Raw genomic sequence first — 23,316 nt, forward strand, 5'->3', positions numbered from 1 at the left:
TGTTTGATTTGTTTAAAAACACAAAATATTAGATATTTAAATTTATATAAATTATTGATAATGAATATTTTAATAATATTACGTGATATATGAACGATTGTTAAAAAAAACTTTATTTTTTGATGTGTTTAATATTAAAATTCAGTAGAATTACCCTCGAAAGTCAACAAATATCTTGTTGAAAAACTCCCAAAACACATACTCAACAATCAAATTTCTATATTTTTTGTGATTTTTATCAGCTTTTTGGTGTCGGAATTATTGTGTATTTTCTAAATAACATCGAATTACAAATATTTAACATATTTTGATTGCAAAAACCGAAATATTATTATATATACAGCATTCGTTCTTTCGATATCGATTTTTATGGCATGATTTTTATTTTCTTAAAGGTTTGATCTTGATTTCGTTAAAATTCTTCTTGATATTTTTCTTAAATTTTCTTAATTTTTTCTCAGTAATCAATTTTATTGAATTGATTTTCAGTATTTTGAAAATTTAAATGAATTTTTTATTAACGGAATACTTATTATATATATATTTAACCACAAGTATTTCTGTACAATTTAAGTGTAATTTAATGCAATCGATTACGCAATGTTTAACAGGTTTTTTAAAACCACAATTTTAAGATTAAAAATCTAGAGTATGACAAAATCAGAATTTCGTTACGCCCATCATCCTGAAGATGTAAAAAAATATACAACTGAAGACCTGAGAAGGGAGTTTCTAATCAATGATTTATTTAATGAAGATCAAATCAATGTAGTGTATTCTATGTACGACAGAATGATCGTAGGAGGTGCAATGCCTGTAAAAAGCGCATTGAAACTTGAACCTACTGATGATCTGAAGGCAGAAAACTTTCTTGACAGAAGAGAATTGGGAATCATCAACGTTGGCGCTGCCGGAAAGGTAACCGTTGACGGAGAGGTTTTCGAGCTCGGAAATAAGGAAGCTTTATATATAGGAAAAGGAGAGAAAGATGTTGTTTTTGAAAACGGAAATGAAGGTCAGACTTTATTCTATTTCAACTCAGCACCTGCGCATCACACTTTCCCTACAAAGAAAATCACTAAAAATGAAGCCGAAATTGTAGAATTAGGTGAAGCAAAATATGCCAACAGACGTACCATCAACAAACTGATCGTCAACAGCGTATTGGAAACCTGTCAGCTACAAATGGGAATGACCGAGTTGCACGAAGGAAGTGTTTGGAACACGATGCCTTCTCACACGCATACCCGCAGAATGGAAGCTTATTTTTATTTTGATCTTGAAGAAGGGCAGGCGGTAAGTCATTTTCTTGGCCAGCCGAACGAGACCCGTCATATCTTTATGAAAAACAATGAAGCAGTCTTGTCTCCGGAATGGTCTATTCACTCAGGAGTTGGTACTTCCAACTATACTTTTATCTGGGGAATGGCAGGAGAAAATATGGATTATGGCGACATGGACGCTGTTAAAACTAACGAACTAAAGTAATTTTTTTCTACATGAATTTATTCGATTTATCCGGAAAAGTAGCCGTTGTAACCGGCGGTACTCACGGATTAGGTATGGCAATGGCTGAAGGTCTTGCCTCTGCAGGTGCTGAACTGGCAATCACAAGTACAACTCCCTCAAAATTAGATGAAGCCTTAGAATATTATCGCAGTAAAGGATATAATGCTACAGGTTATCTTTTTGATGTGACAGACGAACTGGAAGCGGCTCAGAAAGTAGCATTAATGCTTGCTACACATGGGAAAATAGACATCTTAGTCAATAATGCAGGAATCATCAAACGTGTTCCGGCTTTAGAGATGGATGTTGCAGACTTTAGAAAAGTAATCGATGTAGATCTTACCGGTCCTTTCATCATGTCTCAACTGGTTGGGAAACACATGATCAAAAGACAGTCCGGTAAAATCATTAATATTTGCTCAATGATGAGTGAGCTTGGCCGTGACAATGTAGTGGCGTATGCTTCTGCAAAAGGCGGACTTAAAATGCTGACTAAAAATTTAGCAACAGAATGGGCAAAACACAATATTCAGGTGAACGGTATCGGTCCCGGCTATTTTGCGACAACCCAAACAGAACCAATCAGAGTTGACGGTCATCCGTTTAACGATTTTATCATCAGCAGAACTCCGGAAGGAAGATGGGGGAACCCGGAAGATCTTGCAGGAACCGCTATTTTCTTAGCTTCAGACGCAAGTAAATTTGTCAACGGACACATTATTTATGTGGACGGAGGTATTTTGGCGACCATCGGGAAACCTGCTAATGAATAACACAAGAATTTTACAGAAATGAAATCTTTTATTACAGACAACTTTTTATTACAAAATAAATACGCGGAAGAATTATACTTCAATTTCGCAGAAAAACAGCCGATCATCGATTATCACAATCATTTGATTCCAAAAGATATCGCTGAGGATACGGTTTTCGAAAATATTTCTAAAGTCTGGATTGCAGGCGATCATTACAAATGGCGTGCAATGCGTACGATGGGTGTGAACGAAAAATTCATCACTGGCGACGCTTCAGACAAAGAAAAATTCGAGGCTTGGGCAAAAACAGTTCCTTATACGTTAAGAAATCCTTTGTACCACTGGACTCACTTAGAATTAAAGCGTTATTTCGGAATTGATGAATTGTTAAACGAAAAAAACGCATCAGATATTTACGACAACATCACGGCACAGCTTCAGACTCCTGAAAAGTCGACAAGAGGTTTGCTGAAAATGATGAACGTAGAATCTTTGTGCACCACAGAAGATCCGATTGATGTTTTAAATTACCATCAGGATTTGGCGAAAAGTGATTTCAGCATTAAAGTAAGTACAGCTTTCCGTCCGGATAAAGCGATCTTAATTGAAAACCACAACTTCGCAGATTATATTTCTAAATTGGGCGAGTCGGCTGGAATTGAAATCAACTCTTACCAGACTTTGTGCGATGCTTTATTAAAAAGAGTAGAATATTTTCACGAAAATGGATGCAGATTGTGCGACCACGGATTGAACAATATTTCTTTCGAAGAAGCTTCAGAAGGAGAAGTAAGCACCATTTTCAATGATAAAATTTCAGGAAAAGTAATCGCTGAAAAGCAGGTGAATCAGTTCAAAACTGCGATTTTATTATTCTTAGGCGAAACGTATCATAAGTTCGGATGGGTTCAGCAGTTCCACTTGGGAGCATTGAGAAACAACAACGAAAGAATGCACAGAATTTTAGGTCCTGATACAGGTTGGGATTCTATCGGTGACTTCGTACAGGCTGAAACTTTGTCTAAATTATTAAACGCTTTAGATGGAAAAGACAAACTGACCAAAACAATTCTATATAACTTAAATCCTGCCGACAACGAAATTTTCGCAACAATGATCGGAAATTTTAATGACGGCAGTATCAAAGGAAAGGTACAGTTCGGTTCGGGCTGGTGGTTTTTGGATCAGAAAGACGGAATGATCAAGCAGATGAATGCCCTTTCAAACATGGGATTGATCAGCTGTTTCGTAGGAATGTTGACAGATTCCAGAAGTTTCTTATCTTACCCGAGACACGAATACTTCAGAAGAGTATTGTGTAATCTTTTCGGAGAAGAAATGAAAAACGGCGAATTGCCGGACGATATGGAACTGATCGGGAAAACCATTTCCGATATCTGTTATCATAATGCTAAAAATTATTTCGATTTTTAAATTTCGAATTAAATAATAAAATTTTAAACCATTAAGAGAATTAAAAGGTTAAGGTTTTTTAAGCTTAAAATCCAAGATTTTATTAAGCACACTGCTTAAAGCGAAGCTCACCTTAAAAAATCTTTATAACTTATAAATCTTAATGGTTTAAAAAATAAAACATTGACGATCATTAAAAGCAAAAGCTTATTTGATCTTTTTATTTTCAATATTTTAAAGCTCAAAATAACTAAAGCATCAAACACTTTTGTGTCTTTTGTGGTTTAAAAAGCAGTCAATTAAAGTTATGGGTAAAATACTTACTTTCGGTGAAGTAATCATGAGGCTTTCACCTCCCGGAAACAAAACAATGAAACAGAGCCACGAGATGGAATTCTTTTTCGGCGGAACTGAGCTCAACGTAGCTTCTTCATTGGCAACAATGGGTTGCGATGTGACACATATCAGCAATGTTTCTGATGATTTTGTGGGAGAATCAGCATTATCTTTCATCAAAAGTTTTGGGATCGATACGACTTTCATCAATAAAAACGAACATCCTTTAGGTTTATATTTCCTTGAAGTGGGTGCATCCGTTCGTGCGAGCAGAATTGCGTACAACAGACTGAACGGTTCCTTTGCCAACATCAAACCCGAACAGGTTGACTGGAGAAAAGCTTTGGAAGGTTGTGACTATTTTCACTGGACAGGCATCAGCCCAGGAATTTCTGAAGGCGCTTACGAAACTTTGAAAGAAGGTTTGTTAACTGCAAGAGAAATGGGAATCGAAGTTACCACTGATCCGGCTTACCGTTCCAATCTTTGGAAATATGGTAAAAACGGAAATGAGGTTCTAAAGGAATTGGTTTCTTACTCAACGATTTTTATCGGTGGTGTAAATGAGATTAATGAAATTCTCGGAACTCAGTTTACTTCAGATCAACAAGGTTTCGTGGAAGCTTGTGAAGAATTAAAAAAACAGTGTCCATCCATTCATAAAATTTTCGACAAAATAAGAATCGGTTTGACAGCAAGTTCTCAGCAGACACAGGGAAGAGCTTTGATTAACGGAAATTATTTTGAAACTAAATTTTTAGAAATAGACAACGTAGTCGATAGAATCGGAACGGGAGATGCTTTTGCAGCGGGCTTAATTTATGGTTTATTAAATTTCGATGACGAAAAAGCTTTAAATTTTGCTAACGCAGCCTGTGCCATCAAACACACCATTTTAGGCGATATCAATTACTGCAGCGCAGAAGATATTCTTGAAGTAATGGCCGGAAATTCCGGAGGACGCATCAAGAGGTAGTTGGCTTTTGGCTTCTTGCTTTTGGCAATTGGCTCAGGAAGTTCTTCAAAATAAAAAGGTTATCAATTAAAATTTAATTCTCTTTTATAAGCGAAGCGGCTTTGTGAAACTAAAAAACAGTTAGCAGTAAAAAGACTTAGTAAACTCTGTGTTCAAAAAAAACAGCATAGAAAGTCCCAAAGGGACGATTTAACAAAGGATAGGATAAAATCCTGTCAAATAAAATTCAAACAAAGAAAAATTTAATTTTCTTCTTTACCCCAACCCTAAGGGGTGGAAGAAAACCAAATTTTAACAAGTCCCCAACAGGACAGCATACCAAAGGATGGATAAAACCCCATCAAAGATTATTTTCAACAAAATAATTAAAACAAAATGACAAAAATTCAATTGGTTACAAACACCATCATCAATCAGGGAGCTTTGCCTCTGTATTACAATGCTGATGAAACGGTAACTTTAGAAATATTAAAATCGCTTTACAAAGCTGGAATCCGTGCGGTAGAATATACCAGCCGTGGAGAAGCCGCGTTGAGCAATTTCACAAAAATGGTAGAAGTACGTAATGCAGAAATGCCTGAAATGCTTCTTGGTATCGGAACTATTAAAAATGTAAAACAAGCAGAAGAATATTACAAGGCAGGTGCTGATTTCTTTATCAGTCCGGGTTTTGTGGCGGAAGTTGCAGCATTTTTAATTCCGAAAGATCTGTTATACAGCCCGGGTTGTATGACTCCGACTGAAATTATTGAGGCTGAAACGGCTGGGGTAACTTTCATTAAATTATTCCCGGGGAATGCTTTGGGACCAGGATTTATGAGTGCCATCAAAGATGTTTTCCCAAATCTGAAATTTATGCCGACCGGAGGTGTTGATACCACGAAGGAAAGCATTGAAAGCTGGTTTAAGGCCGGAGTTTCTGCAGTAGGAATGGGAAGCAAGCTGGTAAGCAAAGAATTGATGCTTGCGAAAGACTATGCGACAATAGAAATTGAAACCAAAAAAGTGCTGGATATCATTCAGACTTTAAAATAAATACATTGACTATGAGTTCAGTTAAATCTATTAAGCCGACACAATACAGGTGGACGATCTGTCTTCTTTTATTTCTCGCAACAACGATCAATTATCTTGATCGTCAGGTTTTATCTTTGACGTGGAAAGATTTTATCGCACCGGAATTTCACTGGAATAACAACGATTACGGAAATATCACGGCATTATTCTCCATATTTTATGCAGTGGGAATGCTTTTCGCAGGAAAATTCGTGGACTGGATGGATACCAAAAAAGGTTTCCTTTGGGCAATTGGAGTGTGGTCAATCGGTGCTGTTTTACACGCATTCTGTGGAATCGCCACTTCAGGAATTCTTACTGGAAATTGGGCAGCCGGTTTTCACGGTTCTAAAGAATTGATCGGAACCGTTTCTAATACTGGGGCAATCATCAGCACAAGTGTAACTTTATTCATTTTTGCACGTTTCGTATTGGCGATTGGTGAGGCAGGAAATTTTCCGGCAGCGATCAAAACGACGGCAGAATATTTCCCTAAAAAAGACAGAGCATTCTCTACAAGTATCTGGAACGCAGGAGCAACAGTTGGAGCTCTGGCAGCACCGCTTACAATCCCTTTCATTGCAAAATCAATGGGTTGGGAATGGGCGTTCATCATCATCGGTGCACTAGGATTTGTTTGGATGGGACTTTGGGTATTCGTTTACAAAAAGCCACATTTACACAAGAGAGTTAACGAACACGAATTAACGTATATCAATCAGGATCAGGACGACCTTCCGAATGAAGACACTTCAGTTCCGGAAAAAGTATTTACATTTAAAGAATGTTTCAGCTACAGACAAACCTGGGCTTTTGCCTTCGGAAAGTTCATGACTGACGGCGTTTGGTGGTTCTTTTTATTCTGGACTCCGGCTTATTTAAGTTCGGTTTACGGAATGGATTCTACGCAAAGTGCATTGCCATTATTCGTATTGTATATGATTACTTTACTGTCGATTATCGGTGGATGGCTTCCAAAATATTTTGTTGAAAAATTAGGAATGAACGCTTACACAGGAAGAATGAAAGCGATGTTGATTTTCGCATTTTTCCCTCTGCTGGCACTTTTAGCACAACCTTTAGGAACCATTACCTATTGGATTCCGGTTTTAATTATCGGAGTTGCAGGAGCAGCACACCAGGCGTGGTCAGCAAACATCTTCTCAACGGTAGGAGATATGTTCCCGAAAAAAGCCATCGCAACCATCACTGGAATTGGTGGAATGGCAGGCGGAATCGGATCGTTTATCATCAATAAATCTTCAGGAGTTTTATTCGATCACGCTCACAAAGCCTGGTCAACCGTAGATGGAGTTCCGTTATTGGAAAAATATCCTCAATACGTTAACGACCGTTTGCCGGATGGATTCTTTGAGCAGTTGGAAAAGTCAGGTGCCGTAGTTTCAGACGGTATCGACAAAGGTTACATGATTATTTTCTCCATCTGCGCAGTCGCTTACCTGATCGCATGGACAGTGATGAAAATGTTGGTTCCTAAATATAAAGTGATCAGTAAGTAGAAATTCTAATGGTATTTTTCTTTACCCCAACCCTAAAGGGAGGAAAAATTCCATTAGAATTTCATCAAAATTACTCCCTTTAGGGTCGGGGAAAATAATTTTGATGAAATTTTATAAGAAAATAAACCTTCAAGGTTTGAAAAAAAACTTTGAGTTCTTAGCTAAGTGAAACGCCTTTGCGAACTTAAAAATACACATCAAGCATTAAAAAAATCTTAGCGGACTTTGCGTTTAAAAACAGCATCCCGCATAAGGATTTAGCAGAATTAAAAACACAATTTAATTCAAATTAGAAAAATGGAAAATCAGACAAAACAACAGTTAAACCGTCAAAACAGCGGTATAGATACAAAATTACCAATCAAAATCGTACAGTTCGGGGGAGGAAACTTCATGCGCGGATTTACAGATTATGTGGTTGATAAATTAAATAAAGAAGCAGATTTCAACGCAGGAATTGTAAATATTCAGCCTACTCCAAACGGTTCTGTCCACAAACTTGAAGAACAGGGGAATTTGTACACATTGTTCTCAAGAGGAATCAAAAAAGGAGAAATCATTGACGAGAAATGTGTGATTTCAGCGATTCAGAAGTCAATCAATCCTTATGCAGATTATAACAGCTTTTTGGAATTGGCAAAAGAAGAAGAGCTTGAATTTGTTTTTTCAAATACAACCGAAACCGGAATTGCCTATGATGAAACAGAAAATTCGTATGAAGGTCCGCACAAAAATTTCCCAGCGAAAGTAGCGGTTTTGCTTCACGAAAGATATAAGCATTTCAATGGTGCGGCAGACAAAGGTTTAAGAATTATTCCCTGCGAGCTGATTGAAGAAAATGCAATCGTTTTAAAAGGTATTATTTTAAAATATGCCCAACTTTGGAATTTAGACGAAGGTTTTGCGCAATGGGTTGAACAGAGCAATCACTTCCACAATACGTTGGTCGACAGAATTGTTCCGGGTTATCCGAAAGATGATGCGGCGACGTATGAAGACCAGTTGGATTATGAAGATCCGATGATGGTGGTTTCTGAAACATTCCTTTTATGGGTGATTCAGGGAGGTGAAGATTTGAAAAATAGAATTCCTTTCGATCAGATCAACGAACAGATTTTGGTGGTGGATGATATTCAGCCTTACCGTTTGAGAAAAGTGAGAATTCTGAATGGCGGACATACCTTGATGTTGGCTCCGGCTATTTTAGCAGGAAAAGAAATCGTAAAAGAAGCCATCGATGACCAGTTTATCGGAACTTTTTTAAGCGAATCGATATTCAGTGAGGTCAATCAGACTTTAGGTTTAGACGAAACTGAACTGAAGGAATTTGCGGAAGAAGTTTTCGACAGATTCAGAAATCCTTTCATCAAGCACCATTTGGCGAGTATTGCTTTGTATTTTGTTTCTAAATTTAAAGTAAGAGTCGTTCCGAGTTTGCTGACTTATGTTGAAAGAAATAACAGACTTCCACTGAACTTAACGTTCTCTCTGGCAAGTTTAATCAGATTCTATCAGGGAAGTTTTGGTGAAAAATCTCTTCCTCTGAATGACGAAGAAGCGATCGTAAACAGATTCAAGGAAATCTGGAAAAACGAAGATTATGAAGTAGTTTCAGAACAGGCGTTAAGCGAAAAACTGTTCTGGGATACCGACCTTACACAGGTAGAAGGCCTGAAAGCCGCAGTCGCAAAAGCATTGTACGAAATCGACCACAATGACATGGAAAATGCTTACAAAAATTTTATTCAATTTTATTCTTAAAAAATCATGCAGAAGAAAGTACTGAAAGTAAATCCCAAAGACAACGTTATTGTAGCGTTGATGGATTTGCCTGCCGGAGAATCGGTGCACTTAGACGGTACAGATTATACGATTCTTAAAGATATTAAAGCAAAACATAAATTCGCTGCCGTAGATTTTGAGGATGGCGACCATATTTTAATGTATGGCGTAATCGTTGGAAAAGCCAACCAATCCATCAGTCAGGGCGAAGTGATTACCACCGAAAACGTAAAGCACCAAAGTGCAAAAGTGGTCGGCAAAACCGATACTTTGGGCTGGACTCCACCCAATGTTGACAAGTGGAAAGACCGTACGTTCATGGGCTACCACCGTGAAGACGGGCAGGTAGGTACAGAAAACGTATGGCTGTTTTTCCCGTTGGTATTCTGCGAAAACAAGAATATCGAAACACTGAAAGATATTTTCGAAAAAGAATTACTTCACGATAAAGCCAGCAAACATCAATTGTTACTTCGTTCTTTACTGAATGGCGGTGCAACTGCAGATGTTGCGGTGGAAGAGGAAGAACCGGATACGAGAATATTCAAAAATATCGACGTAAGATTCATCACGCATCAGGGTGGTTGTGGCGGAATCCGTCAGGACGCTGAAGCTTTGGGAAGACTGTTCGCAGGATATGTCAACAACCCGAATGTTGCGGGAGCTACGGTTCTTAGCTTAGGGTGTCAGAATCTTCAGGTACAGATTTTTATGGATTCACTGCATGCACTGGCTCCAAATAACAAAAAACCAATCGTCGTTTACGAACAGCAAAAATCGGGTACCATCGATGAAATGCTGACCGGCGTTATTAAAGATTCATACGAAGGCATTAAAAAAGCCAACGAAATAGAGAGAAAACCGGCATCTATCACCAAACTGAACATTGGTTTGGAATGTGGCGGCTCAGACGGTTTCTCAGGAATTTCTGCAAACCCAGTTTTGGGAGAAGTTTCAGATATTATGGCGGCTGTTGGCGGAAAAACCATGTTAGCCGAATTCCCTGAATTGTGTGGAGTAGAGCAGGAGCTGGTGAACCGTTGCATCAACGATGAAGACGGTGTAAAATTCCTGAAACTGATGAAAGATTTTGAAGCCTCTGTGGTTGCGGCAGGATCAGGATTTGATATGAATCCGTCTCCCGGAAACATCAAAGACGGTTTGATTACAGATGCCATGAAATCCGCAGGAGCATCTAAAAAAGGTGGAGCTGCACCAATCGTAGAAGTTCTTGATTTTACAGAATACGCTACAAAACCAGGTCTGAATCTCCTATGTACTCCCGGAAATGATGCCGAATGTACAACGGCTTTAGTAGGTTCAGGTGCTACAGTAGTACTTTTCACTACTGGTCTTGGAACTCCGATGGGAAATCCTATTTCGCCGGTTGTGAAGATTTCTTCCAACACGGTTTTGGCAGAAAAAATGTCAGACATTATTGATTTCAATGCAGGTACCGTAATAAGCGGAGAAAAAACAATTCCTGAAGCGGCAGACGAACTTCTGGAACTCATCATCAACGTAGCCAGCGGCGAAGTAAAAACCAAAGCGGACGTTCTTAATCAGAATGATTTCATTCCATGGAGACGAGGTGTCTCTCTGTAATGGGTTAATTATATTAAATATTAGGGTTGAAAATGCTTCTTGCTTCGGTAGGGAGCATTTTCTTTTTTTTGCTATAATGCATTTATAAATGAAGTCGTTTTACTTTTTTTGTACCTTAGTATCAGATTAAATTTTTAACCTTTATCTCATAAAAATATAATATATGATAGAATCACCAAGAGGAATGACAATAATGGAAGCTTATGAATTATATCGTAATAATAGGCTCATAATTAATAGGCGATATCAAAGAAAATTAGTTTGGAGCCAAAACGAAAAAAGATCCTTAATTGATTCAATTTTAAAACAATATCCAATTCCTTTGATTCTATTGGCGTCAAAAGAGGAAAAATTTGAAATAATTGATGGGATGCAAAGATTAAATGCAATCTTTGGTTTTATTGAAAACCATTTTGGAATTGAAATAGATGGTGAAGAAAAATATTTTAATATACCCGACTATACATTTGCACAAACCCAAATTTCAAAAGGAATTATTTTTATAAAAGAGGGTGTTTCATTACTTACTCAAGAACAAGTTTCATCATTTATTCAGTATCCTTTTCCTGTAACAATATTCAAGACGGGTAGCACTGATGAAATTAATGAAACATTTAGAAGAATTAATTCAACTGGTAAGAAATTATCTCATCAAGAAGTTAGACAGGCGGGGAATGTTTCGAAATTCTCATTACTTGTAAGGGAGGTTTCGTCAGAAATTAGAGGTGATGCATCACGTGAGATTTTGCTACTTCAAGATATGCCCGAAATCAGTATCGATTCCAAATTATCTAAACATCAATATGGAATAAATGCAGAAGAGACATTTTGGTGTAAACAAGGCGTTCTTAATATCTCGGATTTGAAGGAAAGTGAGGATGAGCAAGTTCTAGCAGATATTATATTATCAGTCTCTTTAGGAGAGCCATTTCCTGCAAGCAGAAGAGCGTTTGACAATTACTATGGTAGCGGAGACGACAATAAGTCAAATGATATTGAAATCAAAATAAACTCTTTGGGTGCTGAAAACCTACGTAGCAACTTATTAACAGTATATTCTGAAATAGTAAATATTGTAGAATATCATTTTGAGGGAGAAAGACTTAAAAATGTTTTAAATCCTTCTGCAGGTGGTAATCCCGTAAAAGAAGCTTTTTATACAATGTTTATGGCTTTTTATGATTTAATGATTAACGATAATTTAGTCCCGTTTGATTACAAAAAAATTAAAGAGAGTCTTAGAAATATACATTCAAAACTAATTAGATCTCGTAATTATACTACTACAGATGATAGAATCAACAACATTAATGTGTGCAAAGGACTAATTCAGAATTATTTCAAAAAGTCAGCCTCAACTTTTAGGAGCTCAACATCCTACATAATAGATTTCCAAGCTTATCTTATGAAGTCAAAAACAGAGTCTGCTATATATGATTTTAAACAAGGTTTTTATACGTTAAATCCAACAAAAAGAGAATTTGATGAAGCTAGTTTTTATAAAATTCTTTGTAATATTTCTGCTCTTGCCAATCTTGGAAAAAATAAAATTGGATTTTTATTTATTGGAGTCACAGATAAAGAAAAAGATACAATACAAGTTGAAAAACTTGATGGTTTAGTTGATACTCCTCGATTTCATGATTTTGGTATTGTTGGTTTAGAAAGAGAAGCTAAAATAAAAGGTGTATCCTTAGATCAATATATAAGTTTTATAACAGGTAAAATTAGTAGTTCTAATTTAGAAACTGGTCTTAAAACTAGAGTGACTACAAATATTACACCTATTACCTATCATAATAATACAATTTTAATGATTAGAGTTGATGCAGGAGATGAACCTGTATATTTTGAGGATAAACTTTATCAAAGAGATGGTGCAAACTGCGTAGAGGTTCAAGGTGCAAAACAAAAAGATATATTTAATCTTTTTAAATAAGCAATTGGAAAAAATAAGAAACCGCTCAAAAAAGCAGTTTCCTATTTTTTCTAAACCTGGCATAAACTTCCCGCTCGTACCCATTGTATAGTAAAGCGGTCACAAGCGAGACGCATGCGCCAGCGAAAACCTATCCCTCCACGTCTCCAACCCCAAATTCCACGTCCCGAACCTAACCCAACATGTTTCCAACAAGTCCCGATACATTCTGATGACCTTCCGATACGTTGTACAACCTGTCCCGATACGTTCAGCAAACATCCGCGGGGGTTATCAACGCCTCCGATGGGGTGATTGATACATCCAGACACGTTATAAGCCCTATCCCGACAGGTAAAACATAAGTCCGGATAGGTAAAAGACCACTCCCGATCTATACTGAACGTATACCGAGGAGTCAACAACCTCTCCCGACTCTTAAAGAACGTCTCCGGATGGCTAAAAGACGTCTCCGAAGCTATCCAAGACGTGTCGGAAGGAGTAAAGAACCTCTCCCGAGTATTCAATAACGTATCGAATATATTAAAAGACCGTTTGAAAGCATAAAAATACCCCTCCGTTTCAATAGGAAGGGTTGCTGGTTGTTGCTTTTTATTTTTTCTCCTCGGGTGGAGCCGTAGAGGTTGAATTTTTCACAAAGAACTGTTTCAGATCTTTGTACTTGTCTTCAAATCCCGTCGCTGACGTTCCCGCTTTGTAAGTGGTGAAAGAATAATCTACCAACGCCGACTGATAGTTGTCGTAATCATGAAGCGTTTTGGCATTATTCAGTCTTGTAATCACACTTTCGAGCCTGCTGATCATGGCTTCCATGTTGTTTCGGGAGCTGTGATCTTTGTCAAATTCTTCCCAGTCTACTTCTGGAGAGCTCAGGTTTGCCTGGCTCTTGTTGTAGTCGTAGACCTTATTGACAAAGAGTTTGTTTTGCTCGTTGATGCTTCCGTATTTTTTACGGTCTTCAGCTGAAAGGTTGACTGTAATTTCAGCAAGAGCAGTTTCCAATGCCGCGATGGCATCCTGTGCCGCAGTGATCTTTGCACTGCTCAAATGGGTGGAGTTCAAATTTGTTAATCCCATCATTTTTGATTTTAAAGGTTAATACTATATGAGTAAAATCGTGTGTTTTTTTGTAATGGAAAACGAAGATAGAAAAAATTTAAAATCAGAAGAGAAATTTTAAAAACTTAAAATAACTTATCTTTTTTCTGGAGTAATAAACCACCCCGTCAAAAATTCTTTGAATTTTCGCCACCCCTCCGTAGGAGGGGAATTCTCACGTATGAACTTGGTTGAATATTTTCAATAAATTTTCTAAATTTGGATGCTTCAATCCCATTGCGTCACAAAATTCCCCTCCCTTGGAGGGGTGGATTCTTTCGCAGAAAGAAGACGGGGTGGTTTAAAAGTCCACGATTAGAAAACACAAAAACACAATGCAAGAAATATTATCCCAAATCAACAGAATTCCCATCCGTAAAAACTACGTAGAAAATCTCCCTTACAATCCCAAATTAAAACCATTATTACACGGAAAGCGAAAAGCAGGAATTTTAAGTGAAGTAATTTTTTGGAAGCAGGTTCGGGCGAAAATTTTTCATGAGATAGATTTTGACAGACAGAGAATTATAGGGAATTATATTGTTGATTTTTATGTCAAAAAGTTAGGATTGGTTATCGAAATTGATGGTTGGAGTCATGATGTTAAAAAAGATTATGATGAAGTAAGACAAAAGTTTTTGGAATCTTTAGGATTGAAGATTTTCAGAGCAACTGATTTTGATGTGAAGAATAATCTGGGTAGCGTGATGAAAGATTTGGAGGATTTTATTGTTGAGAATTATGCTGCTGAAACCACCCCGTCTTAATTTTCTTTGAAAATTAATCCACACCTCCAGAGGAGGGGAATTTTTTCAACGTTGACTTTCTGTTGAATACTTTGTCGTACAATTCTAAATTTGAATTTGAGACTGAGCCTTCTTAAACACACAACAATTCCCCTCCTTTGGAGGGGTGGATTCTTTCGCAGAAAGAAGACGGGTTGGTTATTGAGTATAAACAAAACCCAAAATCTTTTAAAAAGTTAAGCATACAAAAAAAGTAAAAAGGCTGAAATTTTCACTTCAGCCCTGCATGGTAAAACATTGTAATTCCAGACATATTTTATCCTGTTACTTTTAAAGCCTGAATTTTTCCGTCAGCAATTTTAAAATGAAATTTCAAAATCAGAGGACTTCCCGGAAAGGATCCTGCAATTTTAGCCGACAATATATTTTCTTGTTCATCATAATCTACCGGCTCCATTGTGGCTTTGTTTTCTTTGTTGGATTTGTCGATCCACTTTTCAATTTCTGCCTTTCCGTTGTGCGTTTTGCCTTCATCAGATACCTGGGCATCTTCGGCGAAACAGTCTGCATAGGCAGCGCTGTTAAATTCGTTTTGGGTCTTTACTAATTCTGAGATGATGTTTGGTAATTGCATTATATTTTATTTTTAAAATGATTAAATAGTTGGTACGGTACCGCCGTCGATGACGTATTCGGTTCCTGTTAAATAGCCGGCTCTCGGAGAGACAAGAAAACCTACAAATTCGGCAACCTCTCTCGGTTCGGAAGGTCTGCCAAAAGGAATTCCGCCCAGCGCATCCATCACACCCTGTTGCGCTTGTTCTACGGTGCTGTTTGCGTTTCTTGCAATTTCGCCCAGCCAGTCTTTCGATGCTGTCGTATTAATCCATCCAGGTGAAACAGCCAAGACACGGACACCTTTTGGAGTTACTTCATTCGACAGGCTTTTACTGTAATTTCTCAATGCTGCTTTTGAAGCGGCGTAAGGCAAAGTAGAATCGTACAGAGGAAGCTTACCCTGAATGGAAGCAATGTGGATGATAACACCACTTTTCCGCTCAATCATTTGGGGCAAAAACCCACGGTCTAGTCTTACCGGAGCAAGTAGATTAGCCTTTAATGTAGATTCCCAGTCCTCATCCGATAATGCATTAAAGCCACCGGCAGGTGTTGTTGAAGAGCCGAGGTTGTTGATCAGAATGTCCAGCCGGCCATAAGTAGACATTATTTCACTGATTACTTTCTGTGTTCCTTCCGCAGTACTCAGATCAGCAGCAATGAAATGCAGATTGCTGTTTTCTTTTTCTGGTGCATTTCTTGCCGAAATGATCACTGTTGCGCCGGCCTGCAAAAGTCTTTCTGCAATCGCTTTTCCGGTTCCTTTTGTACCTCCAGTTACCAGAGCAATTTGGCCTGATAACTCATTGTTGAAATTAAACTGTTCCATTTTTATAATTATTTATAGGGCAAAATTGGGGTATAAAAACAGTTTGTACAAGTACGGAATTACGATTCAGATAGGGATAAATTATTCCCCTATTGTGCAAATCGGAACATACGTTTAAATTTGCTTTATGTATGAGAGAAAAATAATCCCGAACTTAAATTGCGGTCTAGATCTGATCGGTGAGGTACTTTACGGCAAATGGAAAATACGTCTGCTCTGGTTTATCGACCAAGGACATCAAAGGCCGAGTGAATTACAGCGCAAAATCCCTGACGCCACGCGTAGAGTATTAAATATACAGTTGAAAGAACTGGAAGATCACGAATTGATTACCAAGAAAATTTACCCTGTAGTGCCGCCCAAAGTAGAGTACAGTCTTACTGAACTGGGAAAAAGCGTTATACCGATAATTTTGCAGTTGGGAATTTGGGGCGATCAAAACGAAACGCATTTACGCACCGTTATTCTAAAGCGTTTGAATGCAGAAAGCGAGTTGCTTCGCCTGGAAGAATGAGAAGTGCAAGTTTGTAGTTACCATTTAAATAATGAATTTAAAATGATTATAGATTTTTCGAGAATGAATAGTCTTAGCATTGATTTCGTAAAATCACCTCGTCAAAATATAAATTCATTGCCAATTGTTCATTGGACCGCACCAAAGGTTTTTGTTTTCATGACAAAGGAAATTCTAAATTAGAGAATAATTCTAAAAACTAATTTGGAGTGTTATAGTCTATAATAAATGATTTTAAACTATTATGTTTTGTGAATTCTAACCAAATATCACTTAATTTAGCTTCGTCATTTTTGTCATAAGTATCAATAGTGTGCTTATTTTGAATAATGCATAATGCCCAATGTGGAGGTATATGATGTTCTATGAAGGAGACTCCATAATCATCTTCTAAGTCATTCAATAAGTTGACAAAATAATTGTAAAAATTATTTTCAACAATTTCTTTTTCATAAAAATCTGTAACTAAAAGGCAGACAAATTCAAAGTATTTTTCTCTGAGAAACACTTTTTTCGTACCATCATCGTCAATAAATAAAAATTGACTATCCTTGATAGGTTTCATTTATACCGAGTGTTTAATTTTGAAAAATCATTTCCTTTTCGAAGATTTCCTCACACAAATCTGAGGCGCCAACACCACTTTCTTCTCAATAGAAACTCCCGAAGAATTATCTTTCACGTGATCTATAAAAACCTGTCCCGCCATATTTCCCATAATCAGAGGAGTCTGATCCATAGAACTCATCGGAAGCTCCATAAATTGGGTGAAAGGTTCGTTGGAAAAACCGATAACTGCAACTTCCTGAGGAATTTTGATCTTTCGTTTTTTCAATTCCTGACAAGCGCCCAAAGCAGCAAAATCACTGGCAGAAAATATCGCATCTGGAATCGATTTGCTGTCCCACAAAGTTTTGATGGCTTCAATTCCGGCATCGATTGAACTTCCGGTAGAGATGATGTTTTCTTCTTTTACTTGAAAGTTATGATCAATCAAGGCTTGTTTGTAGCCACTGAGACGGTTTTGATAAATCTCAAGATTCAGATCTCCGGCAAAGTGACAGATGTTTTTGTAACCTTCATCAATCAGATGTTCTGTTGCCATGTAACCACCACGATAATCGTCAATCGTTACGGTACTGATTCCCGGAATATCTTTCTTTCTGTCAAAGAAAATAATCGGTGTGTTGGTGGTATTTAAAATATGCTGAATATGTTCAGTGTCAATCGTTGTTCGTGAAACCGACATGAAAATTCCGTCAACCTGGGCATTCAATAAAGTATTCAGATGTTTTTTTTCAATTAAAACATCTTCATGACTTTGACAAATAATTACATGATAACCATGTGGAGAAAGTTCTTCCTCAATTCCACGGATTACAGACGAGAAAAAGTTGGTGTTGATGTACGGAACGATGATGCCGATGTTCTTTGTTTCCCCGCTTTTTAGTGCTTTGGCAAGATTATTCTGCTTATAGTTCATTTCCTTGGCGGTTTTCACTACAAGCTCTTTGGTTGCCTGACTTATTCTCGGATTATCGTTCAGCGCTCTGGAAACCGTTGCCACACTTACGTTCAGCTTTCTTGAAATGTCATAAATCGTGGCATTTTTCTTTGTCATAGGTATTCTGGACTAACGTTATTCTTCCTTCAAAATTCGTTTTCGGAATAGTGGCTAATTTAATCAAATTAACGTTATCAGCGCATTAAAAACTGCAATTTTGTGCTTTTTATTGAGCAGAAAAAATTTAGAATTAAATATGATAAGGTGAGGAATGATTTCAAATGTGATAGAATTATTATTTTGAAATTTTATCCGAATTTTTATTTGAAATTTAAATAATACAAATGATGTCAGATTTGGTCTTTGGAATGAAGTCGTTGTAATTATTATTTTTGTATTTTAAACACAAATATTTCCATGCACAGTCTTTTACCTTTTCTTTTAGCAATGATCGCAGTCATCGTTCTGCTGAATATGTTTGCAGCAAAACTGAAAATTGCTTATCCCATTTTATTGGTTGTCGGAGGTTTGGTCATCAGTTTCATACCAGGATTACCAGTGATCAAAATTGATCCTGATATGATCTTTTTCATCTTCCTTCCACCATTATTGTTTGAAGCAGCCTGGAAAATTTCATTTAAGGAAATGAAAAAATGGTGGCGGATTATTGGGAGCTTTGCCTTCCTCGTTGTTTTCTTTACGGCTTTATCGGTGGCTTTGGTGACCAATTATTATATTCCCGGATTTACGATTGCTTTAGGGTTTTTACTCGGAGGAATCGTTTCTCCGCCAGATGCTGTAAGTACTGGAGCGATTACAAAATTTGTGAGTATTCCAAAATCTACAGCGACTATTCTTGAAGGTGAAAGTTTACTGAATGATGCTTCCTCATTGATTATTTTCCGATTTGCTTTGGTCGCAGTCGGGACAGGTCAGTTTGTTTGGCAGGATGCAACAATGAGTTTCTTTTGGATGGTGATTGGTGGTGCAGGAATAGGATTGCTTTTAGGTTGGCTTTTTGTGAAGGCGCACAAAATTCTTCCTACAGATGCACCTTCCGATATTGCATTGACAATCATCGAGCCTTATCTGATGTATTGGATTGCCGAAGAGTTGCACAGTTCAGGCGTTTTGGCAGTTGTTGCAGGTGGACTTTTTATGTCGGCAAGGCGATTGAAATTCCTGAACAGTACAAGCAGAATTCACGCATATAGTGTTTGGGAAAGTTTGATATTTATTTTAAACGGCATTGTTTTCTTAATCATCGGGTTAGAGCTTCCTGAAATTATTGATGGACTTAAAGATGATCAGATTCCTCTTGAAACGGCAATCGGTTATGGAGTTTTAGTGACAGGAATTCTGATTGCTGCAAGAATGATCAGTTCTTATGCCGCCCTAGTTGCAACAGTAATTTTCCGTCCGAGCGTACAACCTCACGCATCTTCCCGAAAAAGGAGATGGATGATGCCACTTTTATTAGGCTGGACTGGAATGAGGGGCGTAGTTTCTCTCGCCGCTGCGTTGGCAATTCCGGTAACATTGAGTAATGGCGAAGCTTTTCCTCACCGGAATTTAATTTTATTTATCACGTTCGTTGTTATTCTCTTGACGCTTTTGGTGCAAGGTCTTACGTTGCCTTATATTATAAAAAGAACCCAATTTTTTGATGGTATTTTTAATGAAGAAGATGAAGAATCAACAAGAAAAAAAATTAAAAAAGATCTAAAGTTGCATATGCATCAATTTCTGAAGTCTAAATATCAAAACGAGCTGAAAGATAATGCAGGAATGGAAATGTTTCTGAAACATTGGGAAGAACGTGCAAAAGCAACCGATGACAGTTGGATGAATAATAAGACAAAAACTATTTTTATAGAAATGTTGGAAATTCAGCGCGAATATCTTTCCGAACTTAATAAAGATCCCAAAATCAATGAAGAAATCATCCGCCAGCAATTATATCAGATTGATCTGGAAGAAGAACGCTTGAAGATGATTTAGATAAAATTGAGATTAAAAGCTGCTGAATTTCAGTAGCTTTTGTTTTTGGTAAAATAATTATCATAGATTTATTTAAAATAAAAAAGAGCACCGAAAAACTCGATGCCCTAACAAACTAATTTTAAAACTGAAGTATATTATTTTTCCCAAACCTTTTCGATCTCTTCAAGAGATTTTCCTTTGGTCTCAGGAACCCATTTCCATACGAAGAACAGCGATAAAACACTCATCACCCCATAAAATCCGTAAGTGAATGCTCCACTGAATTCCATCATAAAAGGATAAGTAGATGAAATTAGATAATTGGCAGCCCACTGAGCGGCAACTGCAATCGCAATCGCACTTCCTCTGATTTTATTCGGGAATATTTCTGAGATTAAAACCCAACAAATTGGTCCCCAAGACATCATAAATGACGCGGTGTAAACAATGATAAAGACCAAAGTTGCAATTCCGATGATTTGATAATACGATAAAATTGCAATCGCAAACATTCCAATCGCCATCCCAACAGAACCTGTTATTAATAAAGGCTTTCTTCCCCATTTATCCACAGTGAAAATGGCAATAACGGTAAATACAACGTTGACCAATCCCATTACAACGGTCTGCAGCATCGATGAATCTTTGTGAACACCCATACTTTCAAAAATCCTTGGAGCGTAGTACAAAGCCACGTTAATTCCCACAAACTGCTGGAAAACAGAAAGCAAAATTCCAATCACAATCACGGTTTTTCCGAAGGCAAAAATTTCACTTTTATGTTCAACAACGGTGCTTTTTATCTCGGAGAAAATTTCTTTTCCACGGGCTTCACCATTGATTTTGGTTAAAATTTTAAGTGCTTCTTCATCTTTTTTAATAAACGTCAAATATCGCGGTGTTTCAGGAACGAAAAACAGAAGAATCCCGAATAGAGCAGAAGGAATCGTCAGTGATAAAAACATGTATCTCCATCCGATTTCATTGATCCATTCTACGGTTTGTCCGCTTGCGATGCCCCAGTTCACAAAGTAAACTACGAGCATCCCGAAAATAATGGCAAACTGATTCAGTGATACCAGTTTACCACGTATTTCGGCAGGTGCAATCTCACCAATGTACATCGGGCAGACCGCCGAAGCCAGTCCCACACCGATTCCACCAATGATCCTATAAAAATTAAATGCCAGCAAAACACCCATCGAATGTTCGCCGTGTTTGAAGAATAAAAATTCAGGATACGCCGCTCCCAAAGCACTGATGAAAAAAAGAAACGCCGAAAGCATCAATGATTTTTTTCTTCCCAGCTTCGTGGAGATCATTCCGGAAATAGCGCCACCGATGATACATCCGATCAATGCACTCGAAATGGTCGCTCCGTGTGCCAATGAGCTCAATCCTAGTGGAATAATCAAATATTCCTGAATCGATTTCTCGGCGCCGGAAATTACGGCCGTGTCGTATCCAAACAAAAGTCCTCCCAAAGTGGCGACCAACGTGAGTACAGTAACGTACAGCATGTTGATCTGCGCCTTTGTTCCTGAAGAATATTTAGGCCCAGAATCTATTATTTGCATAGTTTGATTTAGTTTTAAATGTTAGAAAATGATAAATATCTTTATCAAATAGACTCGTTGTTTAAATTTTAAGGACTTTTCTTACCCCAACCCTAAAGGGAGGAAAAGTCCTTAAAATTCATCAAAATTATACCCTTTAGGGTAGGGGAATTAATTTTGATGAATTTTTTGATAGCAGTTTTCTTATTTTAGAGATGATTTATCTTCAATAATTTTTATAAATACTGATTGATAATACTCTCAAGATATTCCTGCTTTCCGCTTTCTCTACCAACTTCTCCAAGCCCTTGAGCGTAAGTGGCAAGGTCAGTTAAAGATAAGCTTCCGTTTTCGAAATCTTTACCTTTTCCGGAATCGAATGAAGAATATCTGTTGGTTCTGATCTCAGAATATTTTGATTTTTCTAAAATTTTATCAGCAGCCAGGAACGATCTCGCAAAATTGTCCATTCCGCTGATGTGAGCGATGAAAATATCTTCTAAATCGGTTGAGTTTCTTCTGATTTTAGCATCAAAATTAACACCTCCGCCCTGGAAACCTCCAGCCTGGATAATTACCAACATCGCCTGAGTCATTTCGTATAGATCAACCGGGAATTGGTCTGTATCCCAACCATTCTGGTAATCTCCTCTGTTCGCATCGATGCTTCCCAACACATTGTTGTCAGCCGCTACCTGAAGTTCGTGCTCGAAAGTATGTTGAGCCAACGTAGCGTGGTTCACTTCAAGATTTAATTTAAAATCATTCAATAAATCGTACTGACGAAGGAAATTTAAACAGGTTGCAGCATCAAAATCATATTGGTGTTTTGTAGGCTCCATCGGTTTTGGTTCGATGAAGAAAGTTCCTTTGAATCCCTGAGCTCTTGCATAATCTTTAGCCAAATGTAAAAACTTCGCCATGTGCTCCTGCTCACGCTTCATATTGGTGTTTAGAAGTGACATATAACCTTCACGGCCGCCCCAGAACACATAGTTTTCTCCACCTAATTTAATCGTAGCATCCAAAGCATTTTTCACCTGTCCACCTGCGTACGCCAAAACGTCAAATGAAGGATTGGTTGCCGCACCGTTCATAAATCTTGGATTTGAGAAGCAGTTTGAAGTTCCCCAAAGCAATTTCACACCAGAAGCTGCCTGTTTTTCTTTAGCATAATCGGTGATGAATTCCAGTCTCTTTGTAGATTCTGCGAAATTATCTGCCTCGTCAATCAAATCGTAATCGTGGAAACAGTAGTAAGGAACGCCTAATTTTGTGAAAAATTCAAAAGCGGCATCCATTTTTTCTTTTGCTCTCTGTTTTGCATCAGAAGCAGTTAACCAGTCAAATTGCTGAGTTCCTGCACCAAATGGGTCTCCACCAGTTGCGCAGAATGTATGCCAGTAAGCAGACGCAAACTTGAAATATTCTTTCATCGTTTTTCCACGAACAACTAAATTTTCATCGTAAAATTTGAATGCCAACGGATTATCTGATTCCCTTCCCTCAAACTTGATTTTTTCTATTCCTTTAAAGTACTCTTTGTTTCCTGTCGTAATTGCCATTATTTTGATTTT

General features: G+C 37.6%; 19 protein-coding genes. 12 read left to right on the forward strand and 7 right to left on the reverse strand.

Annotation, left to right across the window (positions count from 1 at the left end):
• The first annotated feature begins 651 nt into the window (after positions 1-651).
• The 9 genes from kduI (at position 652) to NZ698_RS16590 (ending at position 12,891) form a co-directional block, all read left to right on the forward strand.
• Positions 652-1,488: a 5-dehydro-4-deoxy-D-glucuronate isomerase gene (gene kduI, locus NZ698_RS16550; protein WP_263004329.1), complete on the forward strand. Its 837-nt coding sequence runs from the start codon at positions 652-654 to the stop codon at positions 1,486-1,488.
• A gap of 11 nt (positions 1,489-1,499) precedes the next feature.
• Positions 1,500-2,282 (forward strand): gluconate 5-dehydrogenase, encoded by a 783-nt coding sequence (locus NZ698_RS16555; RefSeq protein ID WP_056075317.1) that lies wholly within the window; start codon positions 1,500-1,502, stop codon positions 2,280-2,282.
• Positions 2,283-2,300: 18 nt separating this feature from the next.
• A complete protein-coding gene (gene uxaC, locus NZ698_RS16560) occupies positions 2,301-3,698 on the forward strand; it encodes a glucuronate isomerase (protein ID WP_263004330.1) in 1,398 nt (465 codons plus the stop codon).
• A 286-nt stretch (positions 3,699-3,984) separates the two neighbouring features.
• Positions 3,985-4,989: a sugar kinase gene (locus tag NZ698_RS16565; protein ID WP_263004331.1), complete on the forward strand. Its 1,005-nt coding sequence runs from the start codon at positions 3,985-3,987 to the stop codon at positions 4,987-4,989.
• A 375-nt stretch (positions 4,990-5,364) separates the two neighbouring features.
• Entirely contained in the window at positions 5,365-6,024 is a 660-nt protein-coding gene (locus NZ698_RS16570) for a beta/alpha barrel domain-containing protein (protein WP_263004332.1), read from the forward strand.
• A gap of 11 nt (positions 6,025-6,035) precedes the next feature.
• The gene (locus tag NZ698_RS16575; protein ID WP_263004333.1) at positions 6,036-7,565 is read left to right on the forward strand and encodes an MFS transporter; all 1,530 of its coding nucleotides are present in this window, start codon (positions 6,036-6,038) and stop codon (positions 7,563-7,565) included.
• Between the two features lie 297 nt (positions 7,566-7,862).
• A complete protein-coding gene (locus NZ698_RS16580) occupies positions 7,863-9,326 on the forward strand; it encodes a tagaturonate reductase (protein WP_263004335.1) in 1,464 nt (487 codons plus the stop codon).
• 6 nt (positions 9,327-9,332) lie between these two features.
• The gene (locus NZ698_RS16585; protein WP_263004336.1) at positions 9,333-10,952 is read left to right on the forward strand and encodes a UxaA family hydrolase; all 1,620 of its coding nucleotides are present in this window, start codon (positions 9,333-9,335) and stop codon (positions 10,950-10,952) included.
• Positions 10,953-11,115: 163 nt separating this feature from the next.
• Entirely contained in the window at positions 11,116-12,891 is a 1,776-nt protein-coding gene (locus NZ698_RS16590; RefSeq protein ID WP_263004337.1) for a GmrSD restriction endonuclease domain-containing protein, read from the forward strand.
• A 591-nt stretch (positions 12,892-13,482) separates the two neighbouring features.
• Here the strand turns inward: NZ698_RS16590 and NZ698_RS16595 are convergent.
• Positions 13,483-13,968, reverse strand: a complete 486-nt coding sequence (locus NZ698_RS16595; protein WP_263004338.1) for a hypothetical protein — start codon at positions 13,966-13,968, stop codon at positions 13,483-13,485.
• A gap of 356 nt (positions 13,969-14,324) precedes the next feature.
• On the opposite strand from NZ698_RS16595, the gene NZ698_RS16600 reads away from it, so the two are divergent.
• On the forward strand, positions 14,325-14,756 hold the full coding sequence (locus tag NZ698_RS16600) for an endonuclease domain-containing protein (RefSeq protein WP_263004339.1): 432 nt from the start codon (positions 14,325-14,327) through the stop codon (positions 14,754-14,756).
• 295 nt (positions 14,757-15,051) lie between these two features.
• On the opposite strand, the gene NZ698_RS16605 is transcribed toward NZ698_RS16600, so the two are convergent.
• Together NZ698_RS16605 and NZ698_RS16610 are read right to left on the reverse strand one after the other, a co-directional pair.
• Positions 15,052-15,369, reverse strand: coding sequence for a nuclear transport factor 2 family protein (locus NZ698_RS16605; protein WP_263004340.1), 318 nt, complete (start codon positions 15,367-15,369; stop codon positions 15,052-15,054).
• 21 nt (positions 15,370-15,390) lie between these two features.
• Positions 15,391-16,182: an SDR family oxidoreductase gene (locus NZ698_RS16610; protein ID WP_263004341.1), complete on the reverse strand. Its 792-nt coding sequence runs from the start codon at positions 16,180-16,182 to the stop codon at positions 15,391-15,393.
• Positions 16,183-16,309: 127 nt separating this feature from the next.
• On the opposite strand from NZ698_RS16610, the gene NZ698_RS16615 reads away from it, so the two are divergent.
• Entirely contained in the window at positions 16,310-16,696 is a 387-nt protein-coding gene (locus tag NZ698_RS16615) for a winged helix-turn-helix transcriptional regulator (protein ID WP_056075283.1), read from the forward strand.
• A gap of 199 nt (positions 16,697-16,895) precedes the next feature.
• Here the strand turns inward: NZ698_RS16615 and NZ698_RS16620 are convergent, their stop codons facing one another.
• Entirely contained in the window at positions 16,896-17,261 is a 366-nt protein-coding gene (locus NZ698_RS16620) for a hypothetical protein (protein ID WP_263004342.1), read from the reverse strand.
• A 27-nt stretch (positions 17,262-17,288) separates the two neighbouring features.
• Positions 17,289-18,317, reverse strand: coding sequence for a LacI family DNA-binding transcriptional regulator (locus NZ698_RS16625; protein ID WP_263004343.1), 1,029 nt, complete (start codon positions 18,315-18,317; stop codon positions 17,289-17,291).
• A gap of 300 nt (positions 18,318-18,617) precedes the next feature.
• Here NZ698_RS16625 and NZ698_RS16630 point away from each other — a divergent pair, with 300 nt between their 5' ends.
• Complete coding sequence (locus NZ698_RS16630) at positions 18,618-20,201, forward strand: Na+/H+ antiporter (protein WP_263004344.1); 1,584 nt, start codon at positions 18,618-18,620, stop codon at positions 20,199-20,201.
• Positions 20,202-20,338: 137 nt separating this feature from the next.
• On the opposite strand, the gene xylE is transcribed toward NZ698_RS16630, so the two are convergent.
• Together xylE and xylA are read right to left on the reverse strand one after the other, a co-directional pair.
• Positions 20,339-21,760: a D-xylose transporter XylE gene (gene xylE / locus NZ698_RS16635; RefSeq protein WP_263004345.1), complete on the reverse strand. Its 1,422-nt coding sequence runs from the start codon at positions 21,758-21,760 to the stop codon at positions 20,339-20,341.
• 215 nt (positions 21,761-21,975) lie between these two features.
• Entirely contained in the window at positions 21,976-23,304 is a 1,329-nt protein-coding gene (gene xylA / locus NZ698_RS16640) for a xylose isomerase (RefSeq protein WP_263004346.1), read from the reverse strand.
• Positions 23,305-23,316 lie beyond the last annotated feature (12 nt).

This window comes from Chryseobacterium edaphi, from assembly GCF_025628985.1.
Taxonomy (GTDB): domain Bacteria; phylum Bacteroidota; class Bacteroidia; order Flavobacteriales; family Weeksellaceae; genus Chryseobacterium; species Chryseobacterium edaphi.

Excerpts from the sequence above, each read along its gene's own strand:
- kduI (WP_263004329.1), top strand. The coding sequence starts at position 652 with ATGACAAAATCAGAATTTCGTTACGCCCATCATCCTGAAGATGTAAAA.
- NZ698_RS16555 (WP_056075317.1), top strand. The coding sequence starts at position 1,500 with ATGAATTTATTCGATTTATCCGGAAAAGTAGCCGTTGTAACCGGCGGT.
- uxaC (WP_263004330.1), top strand. The coding sequence starts at position 2,301 with ATGAAATCTTTTATTACAGACAACTTTTTATTACAAAATAAATACGCG.
- NZ698_RS16565 (WP_263004331.1), top strand. The coding sequence starts at position 3,985 with ATGGGTAAAATACTTACTTTCGGTGAAGTAATCATGAGGCTTTCACCT.
- NZ698_RS16570 (WP_263004332.1), top strand. The coding sequence starts at position 5,365 with ATGACAAAAATTCAATTGGTTACAAACACCATCATCAATCAGGGAGCT.
- NZ698_RS16575 (WP_263004333.1), top strand. The coding sequence starts at position 6,036 with ATGAGTTCAGTTAAATCTATTAAGCCGACACAATACAGGTGGACGATC.
- NZ698_RS16580 (WP_263004335.1), top strand. The coding sequence starts at position 7,863 with ATGGAAAATCAGACAAAACAACAGTTAAACCGTCAAAACAGCGGTATA.
- NZ698_RS16585 (WP_263004336.1), top strand. The coding sequence starts at position 9,333 with ATGCAGAAGAAAGTACTGAAAGTAAATCCCAAAGACAACGTTATTGTA.
- NZ698_RS16590 (WP_263004337.1), top strand. The coding sequence starts at position 11,116 with ATGATAGAATCACCAAGAGGAATGACAATAATGGAAGCTTATGAATTA.
- NZ698_RS16595 (WP_263004338.1), bottom strand. The coding sequence starts at position 13,968 with ATGGGATTAACAAATTTGAACTCCACCCATTTGAGCAGTGCAAAGATC.
- NZ698_RS16600 (WP_263004339.1), top strand. The coding sequence starts at position 14,325 with ATGCAAGAAATATTATCCCAAATCAACAGAATTCCCATCCGTAAAAAC.
- NZ698_RS16605 (WP_263004340.1), bottom strand. The coding sequence starts at position 15,369 with ATGCAATTACCAAACATCATCTCAGAATTAGTAAAGACCCAAAACGAA.
- NZ698_RS16610 (WP_263004341.1), bottom strand. The coding sequence starts at position 16,182 with ATGGAACAGTTTAATTTCAACAATGAGTTATCAGGCCAAATTGCTCTG.
- NZ698_RS16615 (WP_056075283.1), top strand. The coding sequence starts at position 16,310 with ATGTATGAGAGAAAAATAATCCCGAACTTAAATTGCGGTCTAGATCTG.
- NZ698_RS16620 (WP_263004342.1), bottom strand. The coding sequence starts at position 17,261 with ATGAAACCTATCAAGGATAGTCAATTTTTATTTATTGACGATGATGGT.
- NZ698_RS16625 (WP_263004343.1), bottom strand. The coding sequence starts at position 18,317 with ATGACAAAGAAAAATGCCACGATTTATGACATTTCAAGAAAGCTGAAC.
- NZ698_RS16630 (WP_263004344.1), top strand. The coding sequence starts at position 18,618 with ATGCACAGTCTTTTACCTTTTCTTTTAGCAATGATCGCAGTCATCGTT.
- xylE (WP_263004345.1), bottom strand. The coding sequence starts at position 21,760 with ATGCAAATAATAGATTCTGGGCCTAAATATTCTTCAGGAACAAAGGCG.
- xylA (WP_263004346.1), bottom strand. The coding sequence starts at position 23,304 with ATGGCAATTACGACAGGAAACAAAGAGTACTTTAAAGGAATAGAAAAA.